Origin of the sequence: Cellulomonas sp. Leaf334 (assembly GCF_001424195.1) — a bacterium.
Lineage (GTDB): Bacteria > Actinomycetota > Actinomycetes > Actinomycetales > Cellulomonadaceae > Cellulomonas.
In genome coordinates this window covers 395,196-421,040 of sequence record NZ_LMOO01000008.1, presented here as the reverse complement: position 1 = coordinate 421,040, position 25,845 = coordinate 395,196, and the positions used below count along the sequence as shown (strand labels likewise).

Here is a 25,845-nt window from a genome sequence, read left to right as displayed (position 1 = left end):
CTGCCCTACGCTCGCGCCGTGAGCCACACCGAGCGCAGTACCACCCCGGTCGAGCTGATCAAGCAGGCCCAGTCGACGCTCCATCGGTTGAGCACGAACCTGGACGCTGTAGACCAGGGTGACCCTCACGCGTCGGAGACGGTCTCGTCGCTGCTGCGGACGCTGATCTCAGATGGTAGGGGAAACAGTGTGTGCCGGCGCCTCGAAAAGATTGGCATTTCGTTCCCAACTGTCACGGTTTCAAGGGCGCCGCAGAATCAACCGAAGACAGTCCTGTCGTTCGGGAACTTGCCCGACTACGACGGGTTAGGCGAAGACCAGCGCGGCGGCGAGGGATGGCGGAGGGAGGAACCTTTCCTGCGCTGGCTTGGGCTGACCTCGCTGCGGATGCCCATCGCCTCCCAGCGCACGACGTACTCCTACGCGTACCTCATTACGACGATCGCGAACACCTATGGGGCTCACGTGAGCCACACCGTTCCGGATCTACTGGATCGAGCCACGCTCTTCGGCGTAGGCGGCCTTCCGCTTAGTGCCTACCTTGTACGGCAAGTGGCGTGGGCTGTTGAGCGTTCGTACGAGCGTGCGTTCACGGAGGCTGGATACGAGGTTGGCGACCACTCGACTCGCCCGGTCCACACAGGCGACTCCTTCGTCACCGGTATCGAGGTTGCAGAGGACTACGTCGGCTTTGAGGCAACCGTACGTCAGTGGCCGGCAGAGGTCCTCTCTCTAGACGCTGGGCCGATCTCGAGCCTCGAAGTCGACGGGGCCGGTCTGATCCGCGCGCACTACACCGACGGCACCGTCCAGATGTTTGGGCATGCTCGGGGCCCGTGGGCACGCTGAGACAGAGATCTCGGCGGAAGGTCTGCGACGCACGATCTTGCTGAATCCCGAGATCGACCTGGCGCTCCGTGTTCGGCCGCGCCAGGCAAGTCGCAGAGCATTTGCCCCAGCGCGTTCCTGCGGCGGTTGAATCTGTCAAGATTGCTGACGATCCCAAGGGCAAGTTGGCGGCGGCGAATCTCCGGTCAACCACTGCCTGAAGGCCGAAATGAGTCGCGCTGGGTTGCTTGGAGGCTCCTGACCTTGGAAACGAGGATGGAGTCACGCCGAGAGATCTGTCGAAGGGGAAGCCGACCACGCGCCGGTACTCCGAGGAGGAGAAGGCCGCAGCGGTGCGGATGGTCCGGACGTTGCGGGCCGAGCTCGGGACCGATCACGGGACGGTCCAGCGGGTCGCGACCCAGCTGGGCTATGGGACCGAGTCGGTGCGGCTGTGGGTGCGTCAAGCCGAGATTGACGACGGGCGAGCGTCGGGGGTCAGCTCGTCGGAGTCGGCTCGGATGCGTGAGCTCGAGCAGGAGAACCGCGAGCTGCGTCGGGCCAATGAGATCCTCAAGCGAGCGGCGAGTTTCTTCGGGGCGGAGCTCGACCGCCAACACAAGAGGTAGTCGCGTTCATCGACGCGAATCGTGGCGAGCTCGGGGTCGAGCCCATCTGCGAGGTCCTGCAGGTGGCGCCGAGCACGTACTACGCGGCCAAGTCCCGCCGGCCGTGCCCGCGGGTGATCCGCGACGGCGTCCTGCGCCCGGCCCTGCGAGACCTGTGGGAGGCGAACTACCGTGTCTACGGGGCGCGCAAGCTGTGGAAGGCCGCTCGCCGGGCCGGCTGGGACGTGGGCCGTGATCAGGTCGGGCGGCTGATGCGAGCCGAGCAGATTGCCGGTGCCCGGCGGACCAAACGGGTCCGCACGACCCGGCCCGACCCTGCGGCGCTCCGGCACGCGGACCTGGTCAACCCCGACTTCACCGCGACCGCACCCAACCGGCTGTGGGTCACCGACCTGTCCTACGTCCCGACGTGGGCCGGGGTCGCCTACGTGTGCTTCATCATCGACGTCTTCTCCCGCAAGATCGTCGGCTGGCGGGTCGCGTCCCACATGCGCACCGAGATGGTCCTGGACGCGATCGAGATGGCCCGCTGGTCACGTGGCACTCGCATCGACGGGCTGCGGTGTCACAGCGATGCGGGCGCCCAGTTCACGTCCATCCGCTAAGGCGAACGCCTCGCCGAGATCGGTGTGTGGTTCCCTCGATCGGGACCGTCGCCGATTCCTATGACAACGCCCTGGCCGAGACCGTCAACGGCTACTACAAGGCCGAGCTCATCCGCGGACCGGCCCGCACAGGACCCTGGAGATCCGTCGAGGACGTCGAGCTGGCGACCCTCGGCTGGGTCCACTGGCACAACACCGAACGCCTGCACGGCTACCTCGGCGACATCCCGCCCGCCGAGTTCGAGGCCGCGTTCTACGCTTCCCACGGGAACGACCAGCACCTGGTCGAAATCCCATAGCCCGAGCCTCCATCAGACCCAGTGCGACTCAGTACGCGCCCCCCTGCCCGCGCCGGGGCCGATAGTACTTGCCGTGCGTGCCAAAGCCCTCGACGTCGCAGTCTTGGCCGCACTCGGCGCCGGGCTCGCCCTCTTGGCCGGAATCCTGCCCCGTTAGGGATCCCGCAAGTTGCTTGCGCGGCGCTTGTAGGGTCCCGCCCGGGCCTGGCCCCGGCTCTGGCTCCGACACATTCGTTCCCGGGTTGGCTCCAATCCCACCGGGCCATCACACGGCCGGAGCGAGCACGTCCAAGGTGCGGCAGAGCCGGAATTGCATGCGGCATCACGGGAGACGGCGAGTCCCGGCATCACCCGTGCGACGCACGCCTGCGTGGCACGGCGCGCTAGTCTGGCCGCAGCGCTTGCGACGGCGCCGCCCCAGGACGCTTCTGAAGCCCAGGAGGAACGGTTGACGCTCTCGGTGGGCACCCTCGACGCTGCGGGGCACCGCGACCTCGGCCCTAGTCTCCTGCGCGTCGAGGAGTACGTCGAGCGATGGTGGGCGGACAACCCGATGCCATGGTTCACGGATCATGGGCCGGGACATTCCCGACGCGTCGCTGACTACGCGCTAGAGATTGCTTCGATTCCAGGCTTGCCGCAACAGTTCGCACTATCGCCGCTCGAGCGGTATGTGCTATGGGTCAGCGCCTGGCTACACGATCTGGGAATGCAGTCTCTCGGTCAGCCTCTGGGGCCGATAACGCCACAGCATCAGGCGACAATTCGCCACCGCCACCCGGACGAGTCGGCCTCAGTGATCCTTGAGGGCGCCCAAGCCATTGGGCTGCCCGCTGACAATGCGCTCATCCAGGTCGTCGCATATGTTGCAAGGGCGCACGGCACGGAGTTTTTTGAGTCGTCCTGCACTTTCCTGCGATCTATGTCAGACGTGCGGAATGAGAGGGTTCGAGGCCCCCTCTTGGGATCGATACTGTTAATTGCCGATGAACTGGATTTGCACTATGAGCGGGCGCGCCCTTCGTTAGCGCATCCTACGCTCAATCATGTATCGGAAGCCCACGCGATTAAGCATCGGCACGTGCTCGCTTGCAGAGTCCAACATCGCCCGGGGGGCTCGGTCGGATTTGCGCTGACTACCCAGGCGCTCAAGGGGTTCCCCGAACTCGACGCTCTCGCCGTCGAACAATGGATCGTCGACAAGCTGCGACGCCAGGTGGCCATGGTCGAAGTCGAGTTCTCGGGCGGGTTTGGATCCCACGCGAGTCTGTCTCGAGCCATTACCGTGTCTCGCGTGCCGGCCGTTCTGCAGGGCGCGGCACCCGATCCCCTGGCCATGGCGGTAATACGGGCCGATAATGCGCGGGATCGCATGCTCGATCACGTAAGAGAACTGGCTGATGTCCTTGGAGCTATCTCGGCGCGACAGCCCATCGCAATCATCGGACCGCTCGACGACTCGTTTGTCGACTTATCCGGCCGTGAGGACCTGCTCGACGCCGCGGAGGCTCGACTCGCGGGCGAGGGGACTCGCGTAATTGCGAGCCGCTCGATCTACAACTCGCTTGGTGCGGCGACAATAGCCGACATAATCAGCGAGTGGGAACGAGCGGCAGGTGTCGACCCTAGAAGTATTGCCGCAGTCGCCAATTCGAACGATCGCCTCGACAACATCATTCACAAACTGTCCGAGTCGACGGCCGCCGCTATTGTCACTGTCTCGAGTTGCGATCGCCTCGACGGCCGGGAATTTGAATGGCTATTGCAGACAGCGCTTAGGAGAATGAGGGATGAGCTTGATGCCTCAATTGTAATAAGCGTCGAACCGGGTGCGCGGCAACGCGTGGAGCAGTTCGGATTCGCCTCCGCATCAACGATTGCCCTCGATCAGGACGAAGTGAGCCGCGATCTTGTCCGATACATGGACGCAGATTCGGCGGAATCGGCTGCTGAAGCCCAACTTGGCTACGCGGCGCTTAAGCGACTGCGCGATCAGTATCTGTTGCGTCTTTCAGGCGTGCCGTCGTGAGCGCGATCGACCTCCTCAGCGCCGTGCCGTGGTTCGACGACGCTCTAGCGTCGGAGTTGCTGGGACCCGAAGGTGTCGAAGATGCGGGTGGGCTTCTCGCCTCCATCAAGCAATCCGGCGTACTCGTTGAGCGCGACGGCTTATGGAGGATCCCCGAGCCGATGCGATCGGACCTGCGAGGACGGCTGTTAACCCAAGACCGTCCGACCTACGTAGCGGCGCTTGAATTGTTCTCTTCGCACGCACGTAATGGAATGGGCGGCTCACTAGAATTGGTCATGGGTCGCCATGGCGCGTACGTAAATACCGAGGTCATCGCATACCTCGTGGGCGAGGCGAGTGGCGAAGGCGGCGCTGGGCTGAAGCGGCTCGTCGCAGTGGTTCGCGAGGACGGCGAGAGGTATAAGTCGGCAGCCTCTCGCGACGTATCGCGATTGCTTTCTGTCTACGGCGCCCATCGAGGTCGCGCGGCGACCTTCTTTATGGCACTTTCTTTGTGGGCGCGCGGAAGACGCGTGGAGGCAGTGGCGAACTTTCAGACCGTACTCGACGAGCCAACGCGCGACATAGCGGCCGCCATCTCGGCGCATCTCGTCGCGGTGGCTCTGTACGGGGACGGAGCGCTCGACGAGGCCAAGAACCGCGTTGAGCTGTCTGTGTCAATAGGCCGTGAAATTGAGGACGAGAGAGGGCTTGCTTTCACCTTGAGCACTCTTGGGCGCGTCGAACTCGCACTGAGTAATCGGACAGGAAGTGTCGAAGCGGCTCGGCGAGCGATTACCGCATTGGACGAAGCTACGAAGTACGCGGAGAACTACGACGTCCTAGGGCGAACGCTTCAGTACCTGGCGGAAGCGCAACTCAAGATTGGGCATGGCGAAGATGCCCAACGTTTGGGTTACGAAGCGATAGAGATCTCGCAGTACGGTGAGCGTGCGGTGGAAGCGCGTACGGCCGCCGCCTTGATTGAGCGCGAGCTCGGAAACGAGTCCTCTTACCAGGCACTGCTAAGCGATGCGGAGGAGATTGCAGCTCGCGACGGTGTAGGCGGCCGGAGTCTCGCAAAGCTGTTGAATATGGAGGCGTCGAGTCGTCGTCGCTCTGGAGATATGTCTGGTGCTCTAGCACTCGCCAAGCGCAGCCTTGCGCTTGGCAGGCGTTTGAATGACCGGCGTCACGTTGCGCACGCCGCGCACACTCTCGCAGCGATCACGATTGACCTTCTTCCCGTCTCGTCCGACATCCCTGCAGATCTCGACGAGGCGCGCAAGTTGTTGGAGGAGTCGCGCACGGCCCTCGTTCGATTGAGGGACGCGCGAGGAATCCAGCTTGTGGACGCGAGCCTACGACGGCTGAGCAGCGCTGCGGCTCTGGCAGAATTCACGACAGACGAGTCCTGACCTCGTCGTTAGTCCCCAGCCCACGTCCTACCTCGACGATGCAACGCTCGCCGAGCCTCGTCGACGTCGCCGCGGCCTATTCGGTCCGGACCCGCTTCGTGAGAACTTTCCTTACTGACTCAAGCGCGCGGCTCCGCCGCGCGGGTCGGCCTCCGGGGCGGGGCCCCGCGCTCCGCTCGCAAGCTCGCTGCGCGCACCCCACCCCTCCAGCCGACCTCGAGCATGCCGAAGGCGGTCCCGAATCTTCCCCGGAACCGCCTGCTTGCACCGCGCTCTTGCACTGTCCTGACGCCCGGCCCCGCACCGACCGCCGAGCATCCGGCCGTCTCCACTCCGCGTCAAGGGCGCCTACGGCGTCACTGCGTGATGGCTGGCGCCACCCCTGACCCGGACCTCCGACAGCCTCTTGTGCTCCGCTATCGGTTCAGCGCCTCTAAGTGTTCCCACCGCTAGAAGGTCGCCGGTTGCCCTCCTCTTTGACGTCCAATCAGGTCCGAGAACGTACAACGCGTTACACGATCCGAGGTCATGTCCGACCAGGTCAGATGCGAGATCGTCGGACCGAGCCAACCTCGTCTAAGACAAGCGACCCAAGCCCACCGCTACCGCCAGTCGAAGGGCCCCACCCGCATGAACATGCGGCTGTGGGGTCCTTCGTCGTTCCCGCCACTCCCTTTTCACTCCCTACCTGACCTCCTCGAGGTCTCTCCGACGGTGTAGGCCATCAGTCCGCGCAATCACACTTGACCTGGAGCGCACTACAGGGAGTTCACTCCTGAACATGACGACACCACTCGTTCTGGGGACCATGTACTTCGGCACCCGTCTCGACGACGAGCACGCCTTTGCACTGCTGGATCGATTCGTCGAGCTGGGCGGCACCTGGCTCGACACCTCGGACAACTACTCGTTCTGGGAGGACCCGTCCGGGCTCGGGGGGCAGAGCGAGGCGGCGCTGGGCCGCTGGCTGGAGGTGAACGCAGGCGCGCCGGTGAGGCTGAGCACCAAGGTCGGTGCCCAACCGAATCGCCCAGGCGGGTTTCCCGACGACCTCGAGGGCTTGTCGGAGCGGGCCGTCCGCACGGGCATCAGCGGAAGTCTGGATCGCTTGGGCGTCGACCGCGTCGACCTGCTCTGGGCGCACGTCGAGGACCGCATGACGCCTCTGGACGAGACGGTAGGCGTCTTCGGGTCGTTGGTGAGTGAGGGGGTGGTGGGCGCGTACGGCGTCTCGAACCACCCGTCGTTCGCGGTCGAGGAGATCTGCTGGCGCGCCGCCCGCACGGGGCTGCCCGCGCCCACGGCGTATCAGCAGCGCTACTCGTACCTGCAGGCACTCCCCGGCGCCGACGTCGTCGGCCAGCCGATGCCGCTGGGCATGCTCTCCGTCGACGGGCTCGAGCTCCTCCTCCGCCGGCCGGAGATCACCGGGTGGGTCTACACCGCGCTGTTGCTCGGCGCCTACGACCGCCCGGACCGGACCTGGGGGCCCGAGTACGACCACCCCGGCAACGCCAGGCGGCTTGCCGCTCTCGACGAGGTGGCCGCCGCCCGGGGACTCACACGCGGACAGGTGGTGCTGTCGTGGCTGACGGGTGGTTCACCCCACCTGGTACCCATCATCGGCGGAAGCACGGTCGGGCAGCTGGAGCTCGCGTGGGAGGGTGCGACCACAGAGCTCACCAGTGAGGAACGAGCCCGTCTGGACGCGGCTCACTGACGCTGTCCCAGGAGCATCAAGCGGACCCCCGTGGACCACCAGCCACCTCGACGTCGGCCAGCGCGCGGACGAGGGGTGCTCACCGAAGGAAGAGAGAAGTGCTCTACGTACGTATAGCAGCAGGGATGTTCGGCCTGGCTCTCGTGGCACTGGGCGCGCTGTGGTTCCTGCAGGGCTCCGGTCTGGTCCGGATCGAACCCGTGGCGTGTGTCGGGAACTGCGCTCCCATCACCGGGCACCGTCCCGGCTGGCAGGTCGCGGGAGCTCTCACCGCGGCGGTCGGTCTGCTGATCATCGGCGTGGCAGCTCGCTGGCGTCGTCGCCCGAACGGGCGGTAACGGACGGACGGCCTCAGCTGGGAGAGCGAGACGACGCCGGCGAGCGTCAGGGGCGCGGGCCGACGAGCGTCTGGATCTCCGCGACCGGCACCGCCGCCTCCTGCCAAGGGCTGGTGAGGGTGTCGGGTGCGGCGGTGATCGTCATCGGGGCGCCGTTGAAGGCGTAGGTGACGGCGTAGACCAGGCGGGCGCGGGCCGTGTAGACGGGGAGGTCGTCGACGATGCGCGTCTGCCGCGCGGAGGACCGCTCGTAGGTGGACGCGCAGGTGTCGCTCTGCACGGTCGAGAAGGGGCACGACTGGGTACCGCTCCCGTCGCCGGGGTCGATCTCGAGGTGCAGGGGTCGGCCGCTCGCGACCATGCCCGCCGCGGAGCTGCCGGTGATGGTTCCCGCCGTCGCGCCCTCCGCCCAGAACCACGTCGGGATGTCGACGACGGCGAGGCGTGGCGGGTTGAACGCGAGCGAGAACGGCGGGGTGGCGAGGTTCCCGTAGGCGACGGTCGCCTCGACCTCGAGGTCGACCACGTCGCCGGGCTCCACCCAGAGGTACTCGTTGCTGACCAGGGCCTCGGCGGGCGGCTGCGAGAAGCAGGCCTGGTTGGACCAGATCGCGTCGGGGGAGACAGCGGGGTCCTTGGCGGGCCAGGTGCTCGGGTCGGACGCCGAGGGCGCCGGAACGTACTGGTAGCAGGACAGGGCGCCGTCGCAGAAGCCCCGCTGGTAGTTCATCGCTTCCTTGCGCCCCAGGTAGCACGACGGGCCTTCGCCGCCCCCGCCTCCTCCGCCCGGGTTGGTGGTCCCGCCGTCGGAACCGCACTCGACCGTCTCGTAGCGGATCGCTCCGTTCGCCATCTCGACGGCCACCGTGCAGGTCGCCGCGGCGGCGGGCGTCGCAATCAGGAGTGGCGCGACGGCGACGGCCAGGAGCAGCAGCACAGCCCGGACGCGCGTCAGCATGTGATGCCCTCGGGAAGGTCGACCGCGTAGGTGAGGAGCCAGGCGTCGTCGGTGCGTTGGAGGCCGAACGACTGCGCGTGGACGGGGTTGTTCCGCGCAGGGAGCGCCGCGCCGTTCTGGGTCCCTGTCCATCCCGACTCGTCGACGCAGCCCACCAGGACCGGTGTGTCCCCGTCGGAGATGACCCGGACGTCCCACGTGCGCACGTCGCCGGTGAAGACGATGCCGTTGTCGAGGTAGTCCTGGGCGGCGGCCGTCTCGCTCCCGATGATCTCGTCGCCGGCGAAGCCCGCCCAGAGCGCAGGGTCCGGGTTCGGGCCGTTGAAGGCCGCGACGCGTGCGTCCCAGTACTTCTCCCACGCCTCGGCCACCTCGGCCTCGTCGGCCGCGGTCAGGCCGGTCGACGACGTGGGGCTGGGCGACGGGGCTTCGGCCGACGTCGCAGGGGCCGACGGGGTGGCGGGCGTGGTGTCGTCGGGGCCGCTGCAGGATGCGACGACCCCCGCGACCAGGAGGATGCAGGTCGGCAGGAGGGCGCGTCGGGAGGCAAGCACACAGCGACTCTAGTTGAACGAACCGGGCGGGCACTCAGCTCACGTCCGCGCCAGGATGTCCGCGTGATCCTCTACGCGCAGACTCCGTGGCGACGTGCCCGCCAGATCGTCGCCGACCTGATCGTCGTCGGCTGGGTGGTCCTGTGGGTCCGTGCCGGTCGGGAGGTCTACGACGTCGTCGGCCAGCTCGCCGCGCCCGGGCGCACGCTGGAGGCGGCCGGGTCGTCGCTCTCGGAGAGCCTGACCTCCGCCGGCGACACGGTCGCCCGCGTCCCGCTGGTCGGCGATGACGTGCGCGCGCCGTTCACCGCGGCCGGCGGTGCGGCGGACTCGATCGCGGACGCGGGTGTGGAGGTGCAGGAGGGGGCGCACCAGATCGCGTTGGTGCTGGGGCTGACGGTCGCCGCGGTCCCGATCCTGTTGGTCGTGGGCGTCTGGTTGCTGGTCCGGCTCCGTTTCGTCGGACGCGCCCGGGCAGCTGGGCGGATCCTTGACTCCGCGGCCGACCTGGACCTGTTCGCCCTCCGGGCCCTCGCGACGCAGCCGGTCCGAGCGCTTGCCAGGGTGAGCGAGGACCCGGCGAACGCCTGGCGCAGGAGAGATCCGGACGTCGTCCGGGCGCTGGCGACCCTCGAGCTGGGCTCTCTGGGACTACGAGCGCCCGACTGACCTCAGGCTGCGCTTCGCCGACGACACTGCAGCGCCCGCCGACGACGTGTCCCGACGCAGGTAGTTCCAGGCGAGGAACGCGCAGACCAGGCCGTTGAGCAGGCCCATCGTCACGTCGGACAGGCTGTGCATGCCGCGGTAGAGGCGGGCGGTGCCGACGGCGAGGGGCACGAGCAGGCAGACGACGGTGACGACGATGCGCAGGGCTCGGTGCTCGATGCGCTGGGCGAGCATCGCGAGGACGACGTAGAACGCGGTCGACGCGCCGGTGTGGCCGCTGGGGTAGGAGGACGTGGGCGGCGACTCGTCGAGCTTCTCGACGTCGGGGCGTTCGCGGCCGACGACGAGGGCGGCGGTCATGAACACGATGGCCTGCACGGCGATGGCCTGCGGCGGCACGATCGCGAGCCACCACTGCTTGGTGCGCCACCAGAAGAGCGCGACGAACAGGACGCACGCGCCGATGATGAACTCGGTGGTGCCGATGGCGGACAGCACCGCGGTGACCGCGTCGAGCGTGGAGGTGCGCTGCTCGACGAACCACTCGTTGACGGCGGCCTCGCCGGGCAGGTTGTCCAGGGGGCCGGTGATGAGGAACCCGACGCCGACGATGACCGCCCAGAGGGCGACCGCGGGCAGGAGGACGCGGACGGCGAAGTCCCGCCAGGCCTCCTTGCGGGTGGGGGCCGACGTGTCCAGCTCGTAGCGGTGCAGGAAGGTGTGCATCACTTCTCCTGGTCGGGGGCCGTCGCGGACCAGCCGCTGTAGCCGAGGTAGGACGCACCCGCGAGGGCGGTCCCGAGGGCGATCCCTGCGACGACGTCGGAGGGGTAGTGCACGCCGAGCATCACGCGGTCGACGGCGGTCAGGATCGTGCAGGTAGCGGCCACGAGCGGGACGACGACGCGGCCGCGGGGTCCGAGCAGGGGCCAGAGCAGCAGCGTCAGGGTGAGGGCGACGGCTGCGGTGTTCGTCGCGTGGCCCGACGGGAAGCTGGAACCGGGGGCGTGCGCGAGGGCGTCGTCGACGACGGGGCGGGCCCGCTGGACCAGCCCCTTGGCGCCGAGCTGGAGCGCCCACGCGGCCATGATCGTGAGGAACGCCCACAGCGCCCGGGTGGTCAGCCCGTGCCGGCGCCACACCCACACGCAGACCAGCGTCGCGGCGAGGTTGACCCACCTCGCCTGGAACAGCTCCTGCCAGACGAGCAGCGCCTGGTGCACGCCCGGGTGGTCGCGCGTGTACTCGGTGGCGGCCTGGATGGACCGCTGATCGAAGGTGATGACGCTGTCGACCTCGGCTCGCACGAGGTACGCGAGCACGGCGACGGGGACGGTGAACGCGAACCCGAACGCGGCCGCGCGCAGGAGCGCGCGGCGGCGGAGCGGCAGGGGTCGCATCCCCGGAGGCTAGGTGCGGGCGTGCGGGAGCGCTCGTCGAACGGTCAGCCGACGGTCGTGACGACCGTCCCGGCGGGCGCCTGCCAGACCAGGTCGAGCACGTCGTCACCCACCCGGACGCAGCCGTTCGACACGGCGCCCACGCCACGCAGGGTCGTCGTGTGGATGGCGGTCACGGCGGTGCCGGTCGGCTTGTCGTAGTGGTCGATCGTCTCGCTCTGCGTCGAGAGCAGGAGCACGCGCGGCGTCGTCGTACCGGGCTGCAGCCAGCGGGTGCCCACCAGGAACGCGGGGACGTGCGGAGTGGGTGTGCCCGGGGCGCCGGTGGCCTTCACGGGCAGGACGTGGGCGGTCGTGCCGTCGTCGACGGTGATCGTCTGCGCGGCGACGTCCACCTGGATCGACCAGTCGGTACCGGCCGCCTCGGTGTCGGCGGAGTCGATCCACACGCTGCGGCCGTTGGTCTGCGCGACGTCCTGGCTGGGCAGGGCGCCGCGGGTGGCGACCATGACGCGCAGCCACCGGCCGCGCTGGTCGATGACGGGCAGAGTGGTCCGCACCTCGAGCGTCAGGGGTGGGACGACGCCGACGGCCGCCCCGGCGGGGGCCACGCGGCCCGCGGTCTCGCGCACCACGACGACGGTCTGCCAGCGGCCGAGCGCAGGGTCGGGGTTCTCCCGCTGCGTGAGGCCGTCGAGACCAGGCAGGCCGGGGACGACGTGCAGGAGGTCGATGACCGGCAGCGCGCTCAGGTCCGCGGCGGGGGGCGGGGGGACGGCCGGTGCGGCGAGCTTCTCGACGGCCACGGGCGCGGCGACGAGGACCGGGGCCGCCGGGGTCGCGGGCCCCTGCGCGCAGGCTCCCGCGAGGACGGCCACCAGCACGGCCGTCGTCGTCGCGCGCACCACGCGTGTCCTTGTCATCGCTGCCATGGTGCGCCCGCGTGCCCGCCGGAGCCAAACCTCACCTGTCGTCGTCGGCAGATTGCCGACAGGATGCGTGTCGAGAACCTGCGCGCGGCTCCGACCACCGGACGAGAGCAGCCCCGAGGGACGGAGTGCACGGTGAAGTACATGCTGATGATGAAGTACTACGTCGAGGGGGTCCCCCCGATCGACGAGTGGGCACCGGAGGACATCCGGCGCCACATCCAGTTCCAGCAGGACCTCGGGGCGGAGCTGGTGGCCAACGGCGAGCTCGTCGACGGGCAGGGGCTCGCGTGGCCGGACACCGCGAAGTTCGTCACGAGCGACGGGGTGTCCGCCCCCGTGGTGACCGACGGGCCGTTCGCGGAGTCGAAGGAGTTCCTCGCGGGGTACTGGATGGTCGACGTCGAGGACGAGGCCCGCGCCATCGCGATCGCCGCCCGGGCGTCGGCGGCACCCGGGCCCGACGGCGCCCCGATGCGTCAGGAGTTCGAGGTCCGTGCCCTGATGGAGGCCCCCGCTCCTGCCGAGTGACCCGGTCCCCGAGGACCTGCTGCGCGAGCTCGCGCCGCAGGTCCTCGGCGTGCTGGTCCGCCGGTGCGGCGACCTCGCGGACGCGCAGGACGCCCTCCAGGACGCGCTGCTCGCGGCTGCCACCCAGTGGCCCGAGCAGGGGGTGCCGGACAACCCCCGCGCCTGGCTGATCGTCGTCGGGCAGCACAAGCTGGTCGACCGGTACCGCAGCGAGGACGCGCGACGACGCCGCGAGGAGGTGCTCGCCGCGATGGAGACCGTCGAGACGGCGGCCTCCGGTCACGACGACTCCCTGCTCCTGCTGTTCGGCTGCTGCCACCCGGCGCTCAGCCCGGCGTCGGCCGTCGCGCTCACGCTGCGCTCCGTCGGCGGCCTGACGACGGCGGAGATCGCCCGCGCGTTCCTGGTCCCGGAGCCGACGATGGCGCAGCGCCTGAGCCGCGCGCGCCGGACGCTGCGCGAGCTCGACGGGCCGTTCCGGATGCCGTCGGCGGACGAGTACGCCGAGCGGCTCCGCGCCGTCCTGCGCGTCCTGTACCTGATGTTCAACGAGGGCTACGCCAGCACCACCGGTCCGACGGTGGCCCGCGCCGACCTGGCCGTGGAGGCCCTGCGCCTGACCCGGAGCCTGCACGCGAGCCTGCCCGACGACCCCGAGGTCACCGGTCTGCTCGCCCTCGTCCTGCTCACCGACGCCCGCCGGCCCGCCCGCACGGGCCCGCACGGCGAGCTGGTCTCGCTGGCCGACCAGGACCGCGCGCTGTGGGACCGGGTGATGGTCGACGAGGGCGTCGCGCTCGTCGAGGACGCGCTCGCGCGCGGCGCCGTGGGGGAGTACCAGCTGCAAGCCGCGATCGCCGCCGTGCACGACGAGGCGCCGAGCACCGACGCGACGGACTGGCCGCAGCTGCTCGCGCTGTACGGCCTGCTGGAACGGATGACCGGCAACCCGATGGTCACCCTCAACCGCGCGGTGGCGCTGGCGATGGTCGATGGCCCCGACGCCGGCCTGGCGCTGCTGGCGACCCTCGACGACCGGCTCCCCGGTCATCACCGTCTCGCCGCCGTGCGAGGGCACCTGCTGGAGCGGGCCGGCCGGCCGCAGGAGGCCGCCGAGCAGCTCCTGCAGGCGTCGCACGGGACCACGAGCCTCGCGGAGCGCGACTACCTCCGGGTGCAGGTGGCGCGGCTGCGGCGCGGGCTGGCACCCTGACCCGGGTGACCGTCGACCCGCACATCCTCCAGTCCCCCGCCGTCACCAACCTCCGGGACCTGGGAGGCCGGGCCACCGCCGACGGTGGCAGGGTCGCGACGGGCGTCGCCTACCGGTCGGCCGAGCTGTCGGACGCCTCCGTCCTCACGGATGCCGCGCTCGCGGACCTCGGCATCCGGACCGTCGTCGACCTGCGCACCGACGCCGAGCGGGACCCGCGCCCCGACCAGGTGCCCGCCGGTGCACAGCTGCTGGTGCTCGACGCGCTCGCGGACCTGCCGGGCGGGGCCGCCGCGCAGCTGCCGACGCTGCTCGCGGGCGGCGACGTGCACGTGCTGGCGGACCTCGACCTGGCGGGGGAGATGCTCACGGTCTACCGCCGGCTCGTCGTCGGCGAGGCCGCCCGGACGGCCTATGCGGCGTTCGCGCGGACCGTCGTCGACCCCGAGCGGACACCGGTGCTCTTCCACTGCACGGCCGGCAAGGACCGCACGGGGTGGGCGGCGACGATCCTGCTGCTGGCCGCCGGCGTGGACGAGGCGGGTGCCCTGGAGGAGTTCCTCGCGGTGAACCCCGCGGTCCGGGCGACGTTCGCGCCGCTCCTGCAGCAGCTCGCCGCCATGGGCGGGGACCCGGAGCTCCTGCGGCCGCTGCTGGAGGTCCGCGCGGAGTACCTGCAGGCCGCACTGAGCACCCTGCACGAGGAGTTCGGCTCGTTCCAGGGCTACCTGACCGACGGCCTGGGGCTGAGCACGATCGAGGTCGAGACCCTCCGGAGGACCCTGCGCACCGACGGATGAACGTTGGACCGTTCGGGTGGTCCGGTATGTCCGATATTGCCGACGCACCCGGCCGGACCCACGATGGGCTGATCGCACCTCCCGCGACGCAGCGTCGTCTGAACCCAGGCGCCGAGGGAAAGGCATGCCTGTGGCCGACGAGATCCTGTCCCCCATCCGACGGGGCGCGCACGACATCGCCGTCGAGCGCGACCGGGTCCGCCGCAAGCGGGTCTACCGCGCAGCGGCGTTGGTGATCGCGATCGAGACCTGGGTCATCGTCAACGCCCTGCTCGACCGCCCGATCGTCCCGCCCGTGCCGACGATCGACCCGTTGATCCTCGTGCCGGTGCTCTTCTTCGCGGCTCTGCTGGTGCTGCTGGTCGGCATGCAGGTCGGCACCGCGCGCTCCCCTCACGTGGTCTACCGGCCGGAGCAGGTGGACGTGCGGCTCGACGACGTCATCGGGATCGACCCCGTCAAGGAGGACGTGCGTCGCTCGATCGACCTGTTCCAGACGCACAAGCAGTTCGCCGAGCAGATGGGCGGCACACCCCGCCGCGGGCTGCTGTTCGAGGGCCTGCCCGGCACGGGCAAGACGATGACCGCGAAGGCCATGGCGGCCGAGGCGGGGGTGCCGTTCCTGTTCGTGTCCGCGACGTCGTTCCAGTCGATGTACTACGGCGCCACCGCCAAGAAGATCCGCGCGTACTTCAAGGCGCTGCGCAAGGCGGCCCGGACCGAGGGCGGCGCGATCGGCTTCATCGAGGAGATCGACGCCATCGCCATCCGGCGCGGTGGCATGGCGTCCGCCGCGGTCGCGTCCAGCCCGTTCGACGCGTTCCGGGTCCCGCAGGTGGTCACCAACGCGGTGGTCAGTGAGGGCACCGGGGGCGTCGTGAACGAGCTGCTGGTGCAGATGCAGTCGTTCGACCAGCCGACCGGGTCCGACAAGTTCGTCAACTGGTTCGTCGCGCGGATCAACCTGCTGCTGCCGGCCTCGCGTCAGCTGCAGCAGCGCAAGCCGGTCAAGGCGCCGATCCTCCTGATCGCCGCCACCAACCGCGCCGACTCGCTCGACCCGGCACTGCTGCGGCCCGGTCGCTTCGACCGCCGGCTGACGTTCGCGACGCCGGACGCCGTCGGCCGACGGGCGCTCGTCGACCACTTCCTGGCGCGACGCTCCACCGACTCCGAGCTGGACGACCCGGCGCTGCGCGACCGCCTCGCCGCGGCGACGAACGGCTGGACCCCGGTCATGATCGAGCACCTGCTGGACGAGGCGCTGGTCAACGCGCTGCGCCGCGGCTCGATGGCGATGACCTACGCAGACGTCGAGCACGCCCGGATCACCGAGATGGTCGGCATCGGCCAGCCCGTCCGGTATACCGACGCCGAGCAGCGCCTCATCGCCACCCACGAAGCCGGCCATGCCGTCACCGCGTGGCTCGCCGCACCCAACCGGACGCTCGAGGTGCTCACGATCATCCGCCGTGGTGACGCGCTCGGGCTGCTCGCGCACGGGGACTGCGAGGAGGTCTGGACCCACTCGCACTACGACCTGCGCGCGCTCGTGCAGATCGCGATGGGCGGGTGGGTGGCCGAGGAGCTGTTCTTCGGGCAGACCAGCACCGGCCCCGCCGGTGACCTCGCCTCGGCGACGCGGACCGCCGCGCAGATGGTCGGCGCGGCCGGCATGACGGGCTCGCTCATCTCGTTCGCCGCCACGCCGCACGACCTGGTCTCCGCGGTGCTCAGCGACGCGCAGGCCCGCGCGCAGCTGGAGGCCGTCCTCGACGACGCCCGGACCACCGTGCGGCGGATGCTCTCGCGGCACCGCCACCTCGTCGAGGCGTTGCGTGACGCGCTGCTCGAGCGGCACGAGCTCATCGGCGAGGAGATCACCGACGTCCTCGAGGCCGCGACCCTGGCGCAGGAGCAGCTGCTGGCGCGCGAGGAGAGCGACCGCAGCGCGGCGACGGCGGCCGGAGCTGCGGCGGCCGCGGGCGCGGCGGCGGAGCGGCTGCGCGTGGCCTAGCCTTCGGGACGTGCCCGAGGGTCATACCGTCCACCGCATCGCCCGCCAGCTCACCCAGGACCTCGTCGGTCGACGGCTCGCCGTCAGCTCCCCGCAGGGGAGGTTCGCCGCCGGTGCGGCGCGCGTCGACGGTCAGGCCCTCGTGGCGGCGGACGCCGTCGGCAAGCAGCTGTTCTGCACGTTCGAGTCGGGCGACGTCCTGCGCGTGCACCTGGGTCTGTACGGCGCGTGGGACTTCTACGGGTCGCTCACGCCGCTGGTGCCGGGCGGGTTCGCGGCCGGTTCGATGGGCGCGCCGCGGCTGCGCAGGGCGGTCCGGATGGGCGAGGGCGAGCGGGAGGTCCCGGTCGGCGAGGTGTTCCCGCCCGAGCCCGTCGGGCAGGTCCGGGTCCGCCTGGCGTCGGACGCCACCGTCGCCGACCTGCGCGGTCCGTCGGCGTGCGAGGTCCTCGATCCCGCGGGCGCCGCTGCGGCGATCGCGCGGCTCGGACCGGACCCGGCGTCGACCGACGACGTCGCCGCGGCCGGCGAGGTGATGGTGGACCGGCTGACCTCCCGGAACGTCGCCGTCGGGCAGCTCCTCATGGACCAGACGGTGGTCGCGGGCATCGGCAACATCTATCGCGCGGAGCTGCTGTTCCGGGCGCGCCTCGACCCGCACACCCCGGGTCGTCGGGTCCCGCGCGCGGTCGCCCGGGCGCTGTGGGACGACTGGGCGGTGCTCCTCGCCGACGGCATCGAGGAGGGCTTCATCCTCACGCGGGAGGACCTCTCCGACGCGCAGTGGGCCGAGGCGGTCACGGACCCCGCGCTGCGGAACTGGGTCTACCACCGCGCAGGGGAGCCGTGCCTGGTCAGCGGCACCCCGGTGGTCGTCGAGGAGATGGCCACCCGCAAGCTGTACTGGTGCCCGACCTGCCAGGTCTGACGCGCGACCATCGCATCGGACCACCCGCCGAACTCGTCGGTCCCGGCCGAGCTCGTCGGTTGCAGCCGACGAGTTCGGCTGTACCCGACGAGCTCGGCGCGGACGTCAGTCCAGGCCCAGCAGCGCGCGCCACGTGCGGTGGTGCTCGACCGTGACGCCCTCGTAGCCGGGGAGCGTGCCGAACGCGTCCGCGACGAGCGCGGTCTCCTGCTCCAGGACCAGCGGGCCCTCGTCGATGAACGTGAACTGGGCACCGCCCGCGACCTCCGCGGTGTCCGTCTCGACTCCCACCGTGAACGGCAGACCCGCCGCCGACGCCGCCACGACGGCGGGACCGGCCAGCGCGACGATCCCGTCGGGTCCCTGCGCGTGGTCGCTGAACGCGACGACACCGACCCGCCCGACCCGGTCGAGGATCGCGTCGAGCAGGGTGCCGCCCTCCCACGCCTCGTGCGCGAGCCACCACGGGGTGTCGACCCCCAGCGAGACGCCGGCCGGCAGCGCCGCGAGGACGCCGTCCAGCAGGGTCAGCCACTGCGCGCAGAGCTGGTCCCGGTTCGCCGGCCACCCGGAGGTCGCCCAGGGTTCGACGTCGAGCTGGATGCTGTCGCTCGGGCCGGAGCGCAGGGCGGTCAGGGCCCAGGTGACCGCGAGCGACGGCTGGCCGAGCCACCCCGGGTCGCCGCCGAGGGGGCCGACCGCGACGCCGGCGGTCTGCAGCGCGGTGGTCGCCGCACCGAACCAGTCACCGACCGGCCCTTCGTCGGCGGCCCACGGTGCCGAGAGGAAGACGCGCTGGAGGGCGCGGTCCTGGCAGAACGCGACGAGGTCGGCGGGCTCGGCGGGTGCGTAGTCCCGGCCGCGGGCGTCGACGGTGCGCGCGACGGGGTTGTCCCACGCCCACATCGAGGTCAGGGCGCTCACGGCCTCATCCGTTCGCCCACGGGCACGTCGACACCGAGCGTGTTGGCCCGGGTGGCCAACGGGCAGGTCCACGCCGGGTCGTACGCGCACGACGGGTTGTACGCGAAGTTGAGATCGATGACGAGCTTGTCCTGTGCCATGCCGAGATCCGCCCCCTTGATGGTGTCCAGCAGGTACCGCCCACCGCCGTACGTGCCGCCGGGTGCCCCCGCCAGCGCGTCCTTCAGCGGGACGAACAGGCCGCCCCCGTACCCGCGGATCACCCACACGGCGAGCGTGCCCAGGTCGCCCAGCACGACGGTCCCGATGCGCTCGAACGGCACCACGCCGTCGGCACCGGTGCTCACGTCGAGCCGCTGGGCGGTCGCGGGCAGGACGTCGCACTCGAACCGGTAGGCCGGGTCGTGGTGCGGGACGTCGAGGCCCTCGAACGCCGACTTGGCCGCCGCGTCCAGCGGTGACGCCGGGTGCTCGGCGAGCAGCTCGTCGCGACGCTGGACCCAGACGGCGTGCGCGGACGCCGGGTCGTCGGCACCGATCCGGCGGACGTCCGCGTAGATCCCGGCGACCCGACGCCGCCAGTCGGCGACCGCGAACGGCTCGTCGGCAGGATGGCGGCCGGTCACGATGGCGGGGATCACGTCCCCACCGTCGCACGGTGCGCCGTCCCGGGTCGACCTGTGTGAGGGTGGTCGCCATGGATCTGCGCATCTTCACCGAGCCCCAGCAGGGGGCCACGTACGACGACCTGCTCGCCGTCGCCAAGGCCACGGAGGACCTCGGCTTCGACGCCTTCTTCCGGTCCGACCACTACCTGAGCATGGGCTCCGGTGACGGTCTGCCGGGTCCCACCGACGCGTGGACGACGCTCGCTGGCCTGGCGCGCGAGACCAGCCGCATCCGGCTGGGCACCCTGGTCTCGTCGGCCACGTTCCGGCACCCGGGCGTGCTGGCCATCCAGGTGGCGCAGGTGGACCAGATGTCGGGCGGCCGCGTCGAGCTGGGGCTCGGTGCCGGGTGGTTCGCGCAGGAGCACGCGGCGTACGGGATCCCGTTCCCGGAGAAGCGGTTCGGCCTGCTCACCGAGCAGCTCGAGCTGATCACCGGCCTGTGGGGGACACCGGTGGGGGAGCACTACGACTTCGCGGGTGAGCACTACCAGCTCAAGCACTCGCCGGCGCTGCCCAAGCCCGTGCAGTCCCGCGTGCCGATCATCGTCGGGGGCAGCGGCCCGAAGCGCACCCCCGCCCTCGCCGCGAGGTACGCCGCCGAGTTCAACCAGTCGTTCCCCGCGCCGGCGGACGTCCAGGGCCGCGTCGCGACCGTCCGGGCCGCGTGCGAGGAGGCCGGCCGGGACCCGTCGACCCTCACGTTCTCCGTCGCGCAGGTGCTGTGCGCGGGGCGCGACGACGCCGAGGTGGCCCGTCGGGCGGACGCCATCGGGCGCGACGTCGGCGAGGTGCGCGCGGTCGGGTTCGCCGGGACGCCGACCGCCGTCGTCGACCGGATCGGCTCCTACCGGGAGCTCGGCATCACGCGCGTGTACCTCCAGGTGCTCGACCTGCACGACCTGGATCACCTGGAGCTGGTGGCGTCGGAGGTCGCGACGCAGCTGGGGTGACCTGTGGGTGAGAGTGCACGGGCGCCCCGCAGAACTCGCTAGGGTCCCGGCATGCGCGGCCTGTATGCACTCAAACCCTGGTACACCCGACAGCTCGACGGCGTCGTCCGGTGGGCCGTCCTCCGGTCGGTGTCCCCGGACGTGTTCACGTGGCTCGGTGTGCTCAGCGCCGCCGCTGCGGGCGTCGCGATCGCGGTCGGCTGGTGGTTCCTCGTCCTGGTCCTCCTGGCGGGACGCCTGGCCGGTGCCAACCTCGACGGGGCGGTCGCCCGGGCCCGCGGGGTGTCACGACCGTGGGGCTTCGTGGTCAACGAGGTCGGGGACCGGCTCAGCGACCTGCTGATGTTCGCCGGCCTGGCCGTCCTCCTGGGGCGTGTGCAGGGCACGGCTGGCCTCGTGTTCGTGCTGGTCGCCGCGGTCTGCGCGACGCTGCCGACGGTCGCGTCGCTGGCCGGTGCCGGGGCGGGCGCCCCCCGGCTCAACGGGGGACCGTTCGGCAAGACGGAGCGCTGCCTCGCCGTGGTCCTCCTGGTGGCCGCGCCGGGGCTGTCGCCGATCCTGCTGCCCATCATGATCGGGATGTCGCTCGCGACGGCCGGCACGCGGCTGCGCGAGCTGCGCCGTCTGCTCGCGTGAACCTCGTGCCGGACCTCGAGGTCCACCTCCGGCTGCTCGGGTGGCACCTCGACCTCGAGGGCCGGGCCGTCTGGCTGCTGGCCGTCAGCGTGACGATCCTGGCGCTCGCGGCCGTCCCGGTGTTCCTCTCGGGCAAGCCGGAGCTCCGCCGCCGCTGGACCACCTGGGCGCTGATCCTGCCCGTCATCGGTATCCCCATGTGGCTCGGCCCGGGTCCGACGGCGGCGCTCGCGGCGCTGCTCGCGCTCCAGGCGGTGCGCGAGTTCGCCGCGATGATGCGGCTGCCCCGCGCCGAGACGACGCTCCTCCTGGTGCTCGCGGTGGCGTACCCGCTGGCGGCCTGGCTGGCCCCGGACCTGCTCGCCCTGGTGCCTCTGGTGGCGCTGCTCTGCGCGGTCCCCGCCCTGGTCGCCGGCGACTCCGAGCGAGGACTCGAACGGGCCACCTTGACGGCCTTCGGGTCGATCTGGCTGTGCTGGTCGCTGGCCAACCTGGTCCTCGTCGGCAGTGACGCGTACCTGCTGTGCTTCGCGGCCGCCGCGACCGACATCGCGGCCTGGTGCGGCGGGACGGGCCTGCGCCGGTTCGCGTGGGCGCGACGACCACTCTCCCGGCTCAGTCCGAACAAGACCGTCGGCGGTATGGTCGGAGCCGCCGTCGGGGCCGCGATCGTGCTGGTCGTGCTGGACTCCGCCTCGCCGGGCCTGTACGTCGCCGTGCTGCTCGGAAGCGTCGGAGGGGACCTGTTGGAGTCGATGGTGAAGCGCCGGGCGGGGGTCAAGGACGCCGGGGCGTGGCTGCCCGGCTTCGGTGGTCTGCTGGACCGCGTGGACTCCTTGCTGCTCGTCCTGCCGCTCGCGGCGGTGCTCGCGTGACGTCGCGCCGCCGGGTGGGCCTGCCGCCCGGGTTCAACCTGGCCGGTGCCGTGCGGCACACGCTCTGGCGCAACGTGTTCCACCTGGTGGGTGGGTACAAGGTGCGCGGGTCGGCGCCGTACGAGGCGATGGTCATCGTCGCCAACCACAGCTCGCACGCGGACACGCCGGCGCTCATCGCGGCCTTCCCCGCGCCGTACAAGCCCGTGGTCGTGGCGGCGGAGGACTACTGGTTCGAGAAGGCGTGGATGCGGCTGGGCCTCAAGCTCGCCATCGGTGCGGTCCCGGTGCACCGCACCGGCGGGGGCTACTCCGGGCTGGTGGACGGCGCCCAGACGGTGCTGGGCGCAGGGTCCAGCCTGCTCGTGTTCCCGGAGGGCACCCGCAGCACCGACGGCCGGCTGGGGGAGCTGCGCAGCGGGGCAGTCCGGATCGCCCGCGAGTTCGACGTCCCGATCCTGCCCGTCGCCATCGTCGGCACCCGCGACCTGCTGCCCAAGGGCGGCGGTCTGCACCCCGGGCCCGTCGAGGTCCGGCTCGGCCACCCCATCCAGCCGGAGGACCTCGTCGACGACGACATGTCCCCGGTCGCCCACCAGCTCGAGGCCCTGCTCGCCGAGGGCCCCGCGACGGCGTCGCAGTCGCGCACGTGGAGCTTGCTGCACCGCGCCATGGACGGGAGGGCCGGGATGGCGGGCGCCGCCGCGTGGGGGTTCGCGGAGGCCGTCAGCTGGCCGGTGACGATGGAGATGTACCTGGCCGTCGTCGGGGTCGCCAACCCGCGGCGGATCCTGCCCGCGGCCGCGTGGCTCACCGCCGGCTCGGTCGCGGGCGTGCTGGTCACCTCGGAGCTGACCAGACGCGGCCTGCGGCCACCGGCCCCGCTGACCACGGCCACGATGCGTGACGCCGCGGCCCAGCACATGGCTGCCGGGGCGCGGGGTGTGTGGAGGCAGGCGGCGAACGGTGTCCCGGTCAAGCTCTACGCCGCCGCGGCCGGAGACGCGCGCATCCCGCGGATCCCGCTCGCGGTGCACACGGCCGGTGCCCGCGGTGCCCGGGCCGCGGCGATGGGTGCGGCGATCGGAGGCGCGGCCGTGGTCGGGCACCCGGTGCTGCGACGGTTCTACGTGCCCTATCTCGGCGTGCTCGGGGTGACCTACGCGGCCGGGCTCGCGCTGGTGATCCGGTCCTGGCGGCGCAAGGCGTCGGGCTGATCGTCGCCGGGCACGGGCCTGACCAGCGCGATCACGGTGTGCACCAGCAGGACGACGAGCGCGACGTTCCGCGCGGCGAGCGTCAGGGTGACAGCGGGCCCGCCGGAGACCACCTCGGTGTAGAACCAGGGGAACACCACCTGCGTCGCCGCCGCGGTGCCCAGCACGAGCCACGCGGTGGTCCGCCAGCCGGGCAGCGCCAGCGCGAGGGCGACCGCCACGGGCGGCGCCAGCCAGCCGATGTACTGCGGTGATCCCACCTTGTTGAACACCAGCATCGCCAGCGTCAGGAGCATCGCGCCCCGGACCAGCAGCTCCGTGCGCGCGATCCCGCCGGACCACATCCGGGCACCGAGCTGCTCGCGCCGCCACCACAGCAGCAGCGCCGCCGCACCGAGCGCGACGAAGAAGAGCGCACCCAGCACGTCCGCTGCGCCCTGCGTGCCGGGTCCCGTGATCTCCCACGTGACGATGGGCTCGTTCAGGTACCGGGTGATGGAGGCGGAGAAGAGCCCGGCGACCAGCCACGGGGTGGCTCCGGGCGACTCGATCTGCAGCCCGCGCTCCTCCTGCTCGGTCAGGAACGACGCCACGTGCGGAAGCCCACCGAGCGCGGCGACGGTGCCGACGACGACGACGCTGACGATCGCCGCGGGCACCACCACGCTGCGCCACGGCCGGCGGACCGCCACGAAGAGCGCGATCAGCAGGGCGCCGGGGGCGACCTTGACCCAGGCTGCGGCGGTCAGGAGCGCGGAGGTGATCCGCGGGTGGTTCAGGGCGATCGACAGCGCCACGACGACGACGGGAGCGATCACCGCGTCGAGGCGGCCCATCGCGACCGGGCCCAGCAGCACCAGGAACGCGAGCCACCACCACGCGCCGACCGGGGTCGGTGGCTCCTGCGGACGGTCGGGCCTGCGGGTGTGCAGCAGGAACGCGAGCGCGACCGCGTCGAGCACGGTGATCATCAGCGCCCACACCGTCGCGTACGCGGAGCCACCGCCCGCACCGCCGACCGCGGCGGCGAGCATCGGGACGATCGCACCCGCGGGGTACACCCAGGAGCCCGAGAGCACGGGCCACTGCCCGTCGTTGAGCCCCAGCCACATCCAGTAGCGGTAGAGGTCGAGGTCCCAGAACGCCTCCTGGGGGATCAGGACCAGGCCGACGAGCGCGAGCCAGCCGTGCACGAGGACGAACGCGACCCAGACGGCCGTGGTGGAGTGCAGCAGGCGGCGGAGCAGTGCGACCTCCGAGGCAGTGGCCGGACGGGGCCGACGAGCGGGCAGGTGCTCAGGCTAGCCCGCCCGTCGGCCTCGTCGCGGCCCTGCTCGCTGTGAGTGTCAGCCGGGGCGGCCCGGGACGATCGGCGGCGGCACCGTGCCCGCCTGCGCACCCGCGATCGGGAACACGGCTCCGCGGGCGGAGTCGACGGACTCGTCGTCGCGCTGCGCGTCGTCGGGTGCGGGCGGTGCCTCCGGGGCCGTCTCGCGGACGGGGTCGGGCGTGCTGTCGGTCTCGGTCATCGTCGACCTCCCTCGTCGTCCGTGGTCGGTGACCACGGCAGACCCTCACGGTCGCACGGTCGTCCCCGCCGCGCACGACGGCCGTCAGCCGGCGGCGGGGGTCTCCGTCGGGGCCGCGGGTGCGGCGACCTCGTCGAACGGGGTGCAGCCCGGCGGGGCCACGAGGGGGACTGCGGGGTCGAGCACGACGGTGTCGGGGGCCTTGAGCTCGGCGAACTTCGCGCCGAGAGCCAGGTCGAGGGTGGCGTCCGCACGGGGGTCGAGGACGAGGACCGCGCCGTCGATGTGTGCCGCGAGCGTGTACGCCTGAGCGACACCGGCGACGCCGAAGATGATGCGTGCCGTGCCGTCGTAGGTGACTGCGGCGTTCTCCGTGGTCACGACGAGGAAGCCGCGCTCCGTCAGGCTCGCGCTCGTGACACCGGCGAGGCCGACGCGGGTCGTCGCGTTGAAGACCTTCACGCTGATCTGGTTGGTGGCCACCGGCAGCGCCCCGGCCGGCGGGCACGGGTACGGGTCCTGCAGCGTCGTGGGGGTGACCGGGGTCGAGAAGTCACGGGCGAACACGGGCAGGTTCAGGCTGCCGGTGAACATCGCCGCGGCACCGAGGCCGGCGAGCGCGAGGGCCGCGAGGAGCACGCCGAAGATGACGGCCTGCCGCTCGTGCATGTGCCGCCGGCGCAGCTGACGGGCGCGGTCCGGCTCGGTCACTTGATCACCAGCACCCGGGCGTGGAGCAGCGCGCGCTGGTGCAGCGCCGCACGGACGGCCCGGTGCAGACCGTCCTCCAGGTACATGACGCCGCGGTACTGCACGACGTGCGCGAACAGGTCCCCGTAGAACGTGGAGTCCTCCGCGAGCAGCGCGTCGAGGTCGAGGGTGCGCTTGGTCGTCACGAGCTCGTCGAGCCGCACCTGGCGCGGCGGGACCTCGGCCCACTGCTTGGCGGTCTCGAGACCGTGCTCAGGGTAGGGCCTGCCCTCGCCCACCGCCTTGAAGATCACGGAGGGAGTCTAGGTGACGCCCCGACGCTCCGTGACGTTCATGCGGGTGACGTCAGCACGGGCCGTGGGAGCAGGGGGAGGGATAGCGGTTTCCGTCGGCGGGAGCGCTCCCGGCGACGGTTTCCGGCGAATGTCGCAGGAAGGGTTGACTCGGGTGATTCAGGCGATACGGTCGTGGGCGGTCGGGGTCAA

Annotated in this window: 26 protein-coding genes, 1 pseudogene and 1 other annotated feature; of the genes and pseudogenes, 16 read left to right on the top strand and 11 right to left on the bottom strand. The window is 71.0% G+C overall.

Annotation, left to right across the window (positions count from 1 at the left end):
* The first annotated feature begins 18 nt into the window (after positions 1–18).
* The 6 genes and pseudogenes from ASF78_RS20055 to ASF78_RS20025 all read left to right on the top strand — a co-directional run bounded on the left by ASF78_RS20055 (position 19) and on the right by ASF78_RS20025 (position 7,848).
* Positions 19–849, top strand: coding sequence for a hypothetical protein (locus tag ASF78_RS20055; protein ID WP_056593734.1), 831 nt, complete (start codon positions 19–21; stop codon positions 847–849).
* Positions 850–1,187: 338 nt separating this feature from the next.
* Positions 1,188–2,361, top strand: a pseudogene (locus tag ASF78_RS20045) (IS3 family transposase).
* Positions 1,412–1,528, top strand: a sequence feature (AL1L pseudoknot). Its footprint overlaps the pseudogene before it by 117 nt.
* Positions 2,362–2,731: 370 nt before the next feature.
* Positions 2,732–4,390 carry an HD domain-containing protein gene (locus ASF78_RS22510; RefSeq protein ID WP_156374250.1) on the top strand — a complete coding sequence of 553 codons (1,659 nt, stop codon included), beginning with the start codon at positions 2,732–2,734 and terminating at the stop codon, positions 4,388–4,390.
* The gene (locus ASF78_RS22505; RefSeq protein WP_156374249.1) at positions 4,387–5,790 is read left to right on the top strand and encodes a hypothetical protein; all 1,404 of its coding nucleotides are present in this window, start codon (positions 4,387–4,389) and stop codon (positions 5,788–5,790) included. Before ASF78_RS22510 ends, ASF78_RS22505 begins: the two co-directional genes overlap by 4 nt.
* Before the next feature lie 781 nt (positions 5,791–6,571).
* A complete protein-coding gene (locus ASF78_RS20030) occupies positions 6,572–7,510 on the top strand; it encodes an aldo/keto reductase (RefSeq protein WP_056593722.1) in 939 nt (312 codons plus the stop codon).
* 125 nt (positions 7,511–7,635) lie between these two features.
* Positions 7,636–7,848 carry a hypothetical protein gene (locus ASF78_RS20025; protein ID WP_056593719.1) on the top strand — a complete coding sequence of 71 codons (213 nt, stop codon included), beginning with the start codon at positions 7,636–7,638 and terminating at the stop codon, positions 7,846–7,848.
* A 46-nt stretch (positions 7,849–7,894) separates the two neighbouring features.
* Here the strand turns inward: ASF78_RS20025 and ASF78_RS20020 are convergent, their stop codons facing one another.
* Both ASF78_RS20020 and ASF78_RS20015 read right to left on the bottom strand, forming a co-directional pair.
* Complete coding sequence (locus ASF78_RS20020) at positions 7,895–8,806, bottom strand: hypothetical protein (protein WP_056593717.1); 912 nt, start codon at positions 8,804–8,806, stop codon at positions 7,895–7,897.
* Positions 8,800–9,360 (bottom strand): hypothetical protein, encoded by a 561-nt coding sequence (locus ASF78_RS20015; protein ID WP_056593714.1) that lies wholly within the window; start codon positions 9,358–9,360, stop codon positions 8,800–8,802. Before ASF78_RS20015 ends, ASF78_RS20020 begins: the two co-directional genes overlap by 7 nt.
* Before the next feature lie 63 nt (positions 9,361–9,423).
* Here ASF78_RS20015 and ASF78_RS20010 point away from each other — a divergent pair, with 63 nt between their 5' ends.
* Entirely contained in the window at positions 9,424–10,029 is a 606-nt protein-coding gene (locus ASF78_RS20010; protein ID WP_056593711.1) for a hypothetical protein, read from the top strand.
* Here the strand turns inward: ASF78_RS20010 and ASF78_RS20005 are convergent.
* Genes ASF78_RS20005 through ASF78_RS19995 form a run of 3 tightly spaced genes read right to left on the bottom strand, consistent with a single transcriptional unit; the run spans position 10,012 to position 12,352 of the window.
* On the bottom strand, positions 10,012–10,755 hold the full coding sequence (locus tag ASF78_RS20005; protein WP_056593708.1) for a phosphatase PAP2 family protein: 744 nt from the start codon (positions 10,753–10,755) through the stop codon (positions 10,012–10,014). The two genes, ASF78_RS20010 and ASF78_RS20005, sit on opposite strands and share 18 nt — an antisense overlap.
* Positions 10,755–11,429: a phosphatase PAP2 family protein gene (locus ASF78_RS20000; protein WP_056593705.1), complete on the bottom strand. Its 675-nt coding sequence runs from the start codon at positions 11,427–11,429 to the stop codon at positions 10,755–10,757. The genes ASF78_RS20005 and ASF78_RS20000 overlap by 1 nt, the downstream gene beginning before the upstream one ends.
* Before the next feature lie 44 nt (positions 11,430–11,473).
* Positions 11,474–12,352 (bottom strand): L,D-transpeptidase family protein, encoded by an 879-nt coding sequence (locus ASF78_RS19995; RefSeq protein ID WP_056594105.1) that lies wholly within the window; start codon positions 12,350–12,352, stop codon positions 11,474–11,476.
* A 150-nt stretch (positions 12,353–12,502) separates the two neighbouring features.
* Here ASF78_RS19995 and ASF78_RS19990 point away from each other — a divergent pair, with 150 nt between their 5' ends.
* From ASF78_RS19990 to ASF78_RS19970, 5 genes are all read left to right on the top strand, one after another.
* Positions 12,503–12,889, top strand: a complete 387-nt coding sequence (locus ASF78_RS19990; protein WP_056594102.1) for a YciI family protein — start codon at positions 12,503–12,505, stop codon at positions 12,887–12,889.
* Positions 12,879–14,102, top strand: a complete 1,224-nt coding sequence (locus ASF78_RS19985) for an RNA polymerase sigma factor (protein ID WP_056593702.1) — start codon at positions 12,879–12,881, stop codon at positions 14,100–14,102. The genes ASF78_RS19990 and ASF78_RS19985 overlap by 11 nt, the downstream gene beginning before the upstream one ends.
* Before the next feature lie 5 nt (positions 14,103–14,107).
* On the top strand, positions 14,108–14,902 hold the full coding sequence (locus tag ASF78_RS19980) for a tyrosine-protein phosphatase (protein WP_235518717.1): 795 nt from the start codon (positions 14,108–14,110) through the stop codon (positions 14,900–14,902).
* 124 nt (positions 14,903–15,026) lie between these two features.
* Positions 15,027–16,919, top strand: a complete 1,893-nt coding sequence (locus tag ASF78_RS19975) for an AAA family ATPase (RefSeq protein WP_082495220.1) — start codon at positions 15,027–15,029, stop codon at positions 16,917–16,919.
* 10 nt (positions 16,920–16,929) lie between these two features.
* Entirely contained in the window at positions 16,930–17,847 is a 918-nt protein-coding gene (locus ASF78_RS19970; protein WP_056593696.1) for an Fpg/Nei family DNA glycosylase, read from the top strand.
* A 105-nt stretch (positions 17,848–17,952) separates the two neighbouring features.
* Here ASF78_RS19970 and ASF78_RS19965 read toward each other — a convergent pair whose 3' ends face one another.
* Positions 17,953–18,771: a hypothetical protein gene (locus tag ASF78_RS19965; RefSeq protein WP_056593694.1), complete on the bottom strand. Its 819-nt coding sequence runs from the start codon at positions 18,769–18,771 to the stop codon at positions 17,953–17,955.
* Positions 18,768–19,412, bottom strand: coding sequence for a DUF1684 domain-containing protein (locus tag ASF78_RS19960; RefSeq protein WP_235518715.1), 645 nt, complete (start codon positions 19,410–19,412; stop codon positions 18,768–18,770). Before ASF78_RS19960 ends, ASF78_RS19965 begins: the two co-directional genes overlap by 4 nt.
* A gap of 56 nt (positions 19,413–19,468) precedes the next feature.
* On the opposite strand from ASF78_RS19960, the gene ASF78_RS19955 reads away from it, so the two are divergent.
* Genes ASF78_RS19955 through ASF78_RS19940 form a run of 4 tightly spaced genes read left to right on the top strand, consistent with a single transcriptional unit; the run spans position 19,469 to position 23,120 of the window.
* Entirely contained in the window at positions 19,469–20,392 is a 924-nt protein-coding gene (locus tag ASF78_RS19955) for an LLM class F420-dependent oxidoreductase (RefSeq protein ID WP_056594093.1), read from the top strand.
* A gap of 51 nt (positions 20,393–20,443) precedes the next feature.
* Positions 20,444–21,028 carry a CDP-alcohol phosphatidyltransferase family protein gene (locus ASF78_RS19950; RefSeq protein WP_056593691.1) on the top strand — a complete coding sequence of 195 codons (585 nt, stop codon included), beginning with the start codon at positions 20,444–20,446 and terminating at the stop codon, positions 21,026–21,028.
* The gene (locus ASF78_RS19945) at positions 21,025–21,903 is read left to right on the top strand and encodes a phosphatidate cytidylyltransferase (protein WP_056593688.1); all 879 of its coding nucleotides are present in this window, start codon (positions 21,025–21,027) and stop codon (positions 21,901–21,903) included. Before ASF78_RS19950 ends, ASF78_RS19945 begins: the two co-directional genes overlap by 4 nt.
* Positions 21,900–23,120 (top strand): 1-acyl-sn-glycerol-3-phosphate acyltransferase, encoded by a 1,221-nt coding sequence (locus tag ASF78_RS19940; RefSeq protein ID WP_056593684.1) that lies wholly within the window; start codon positions 21,900–21,902, stop codon positions 23,118–23,120. Before ASF78_RS19945 ends, ASF78_RS19940 begins: the two co-directional genes overlap by 4 nt.
* On the opposite strand, the gene ASF78_RS19935 is transcribed toward ASF78_RS19940, so the two are convergent.
* The 4 genes from ASF78_RS19935 to ASF78_RS19920 form a co-directional block, all read right to left on the bottom strand.
* Positions 23,063–24,313, bottom strand: a complete 1,251-nt coding sequence (locus ASF78_RS19935) for a glycosyltransferase 87 family protein (RefSeq protein ID WP_056593681.1) — start codon at positions 24,311–24,313, stop codon at positions 23,063–23,065. The genes ASF78_RS19940 and ASF78_RS19935 overlap by 58 nt on opposite strands.
* Before the next feature lie 153 nt (positions 24,314–24,466).
* Positions 24,467–24,649 (bottom strand): hypothetical protein, encoded by a 183-nt coding sequence (locus tag ASF78_RS22500; protein ID WP_056593678.1) that lies wholly within the window; start codon positions 24,647–24,649, stop codon positions 24,467–24,469.
* An 84-nt stretch (positions 24,650–24,733) separates the two neighbouring features.
* Positions 24,734–25,360 carry a LytR C-terminal domain-containing protein gene (locus ASF78_RS19925; protein WP_056593675.1) on the bottom strand — a complete coding sequence of 209 codons (627 nt, stop codon included), beginning with the start codon at positions 25,358–25,360 and terminating at the stop codon, positions 24,734–24,736.
* The gene (locus ASF78_RS19920) at positions 25,357–25,653 is read right to left on the bottom strand and encodes a type II toxin-antitoxin system VapB family antitoxin (protein WP_055919049.1); all 297 of its coding nucleotides are present in this window, start codon (positions 25,651–25,653) and stop codon (positions 25,357–25,359) included. The genes ASF78_RS19925 and ASF78_RS19920 overlap by 4 nt, the downstream gene beginning before the upstream one ends.
* Positions 25,654–25,845 lie beyond the last annotated feature (192 nt).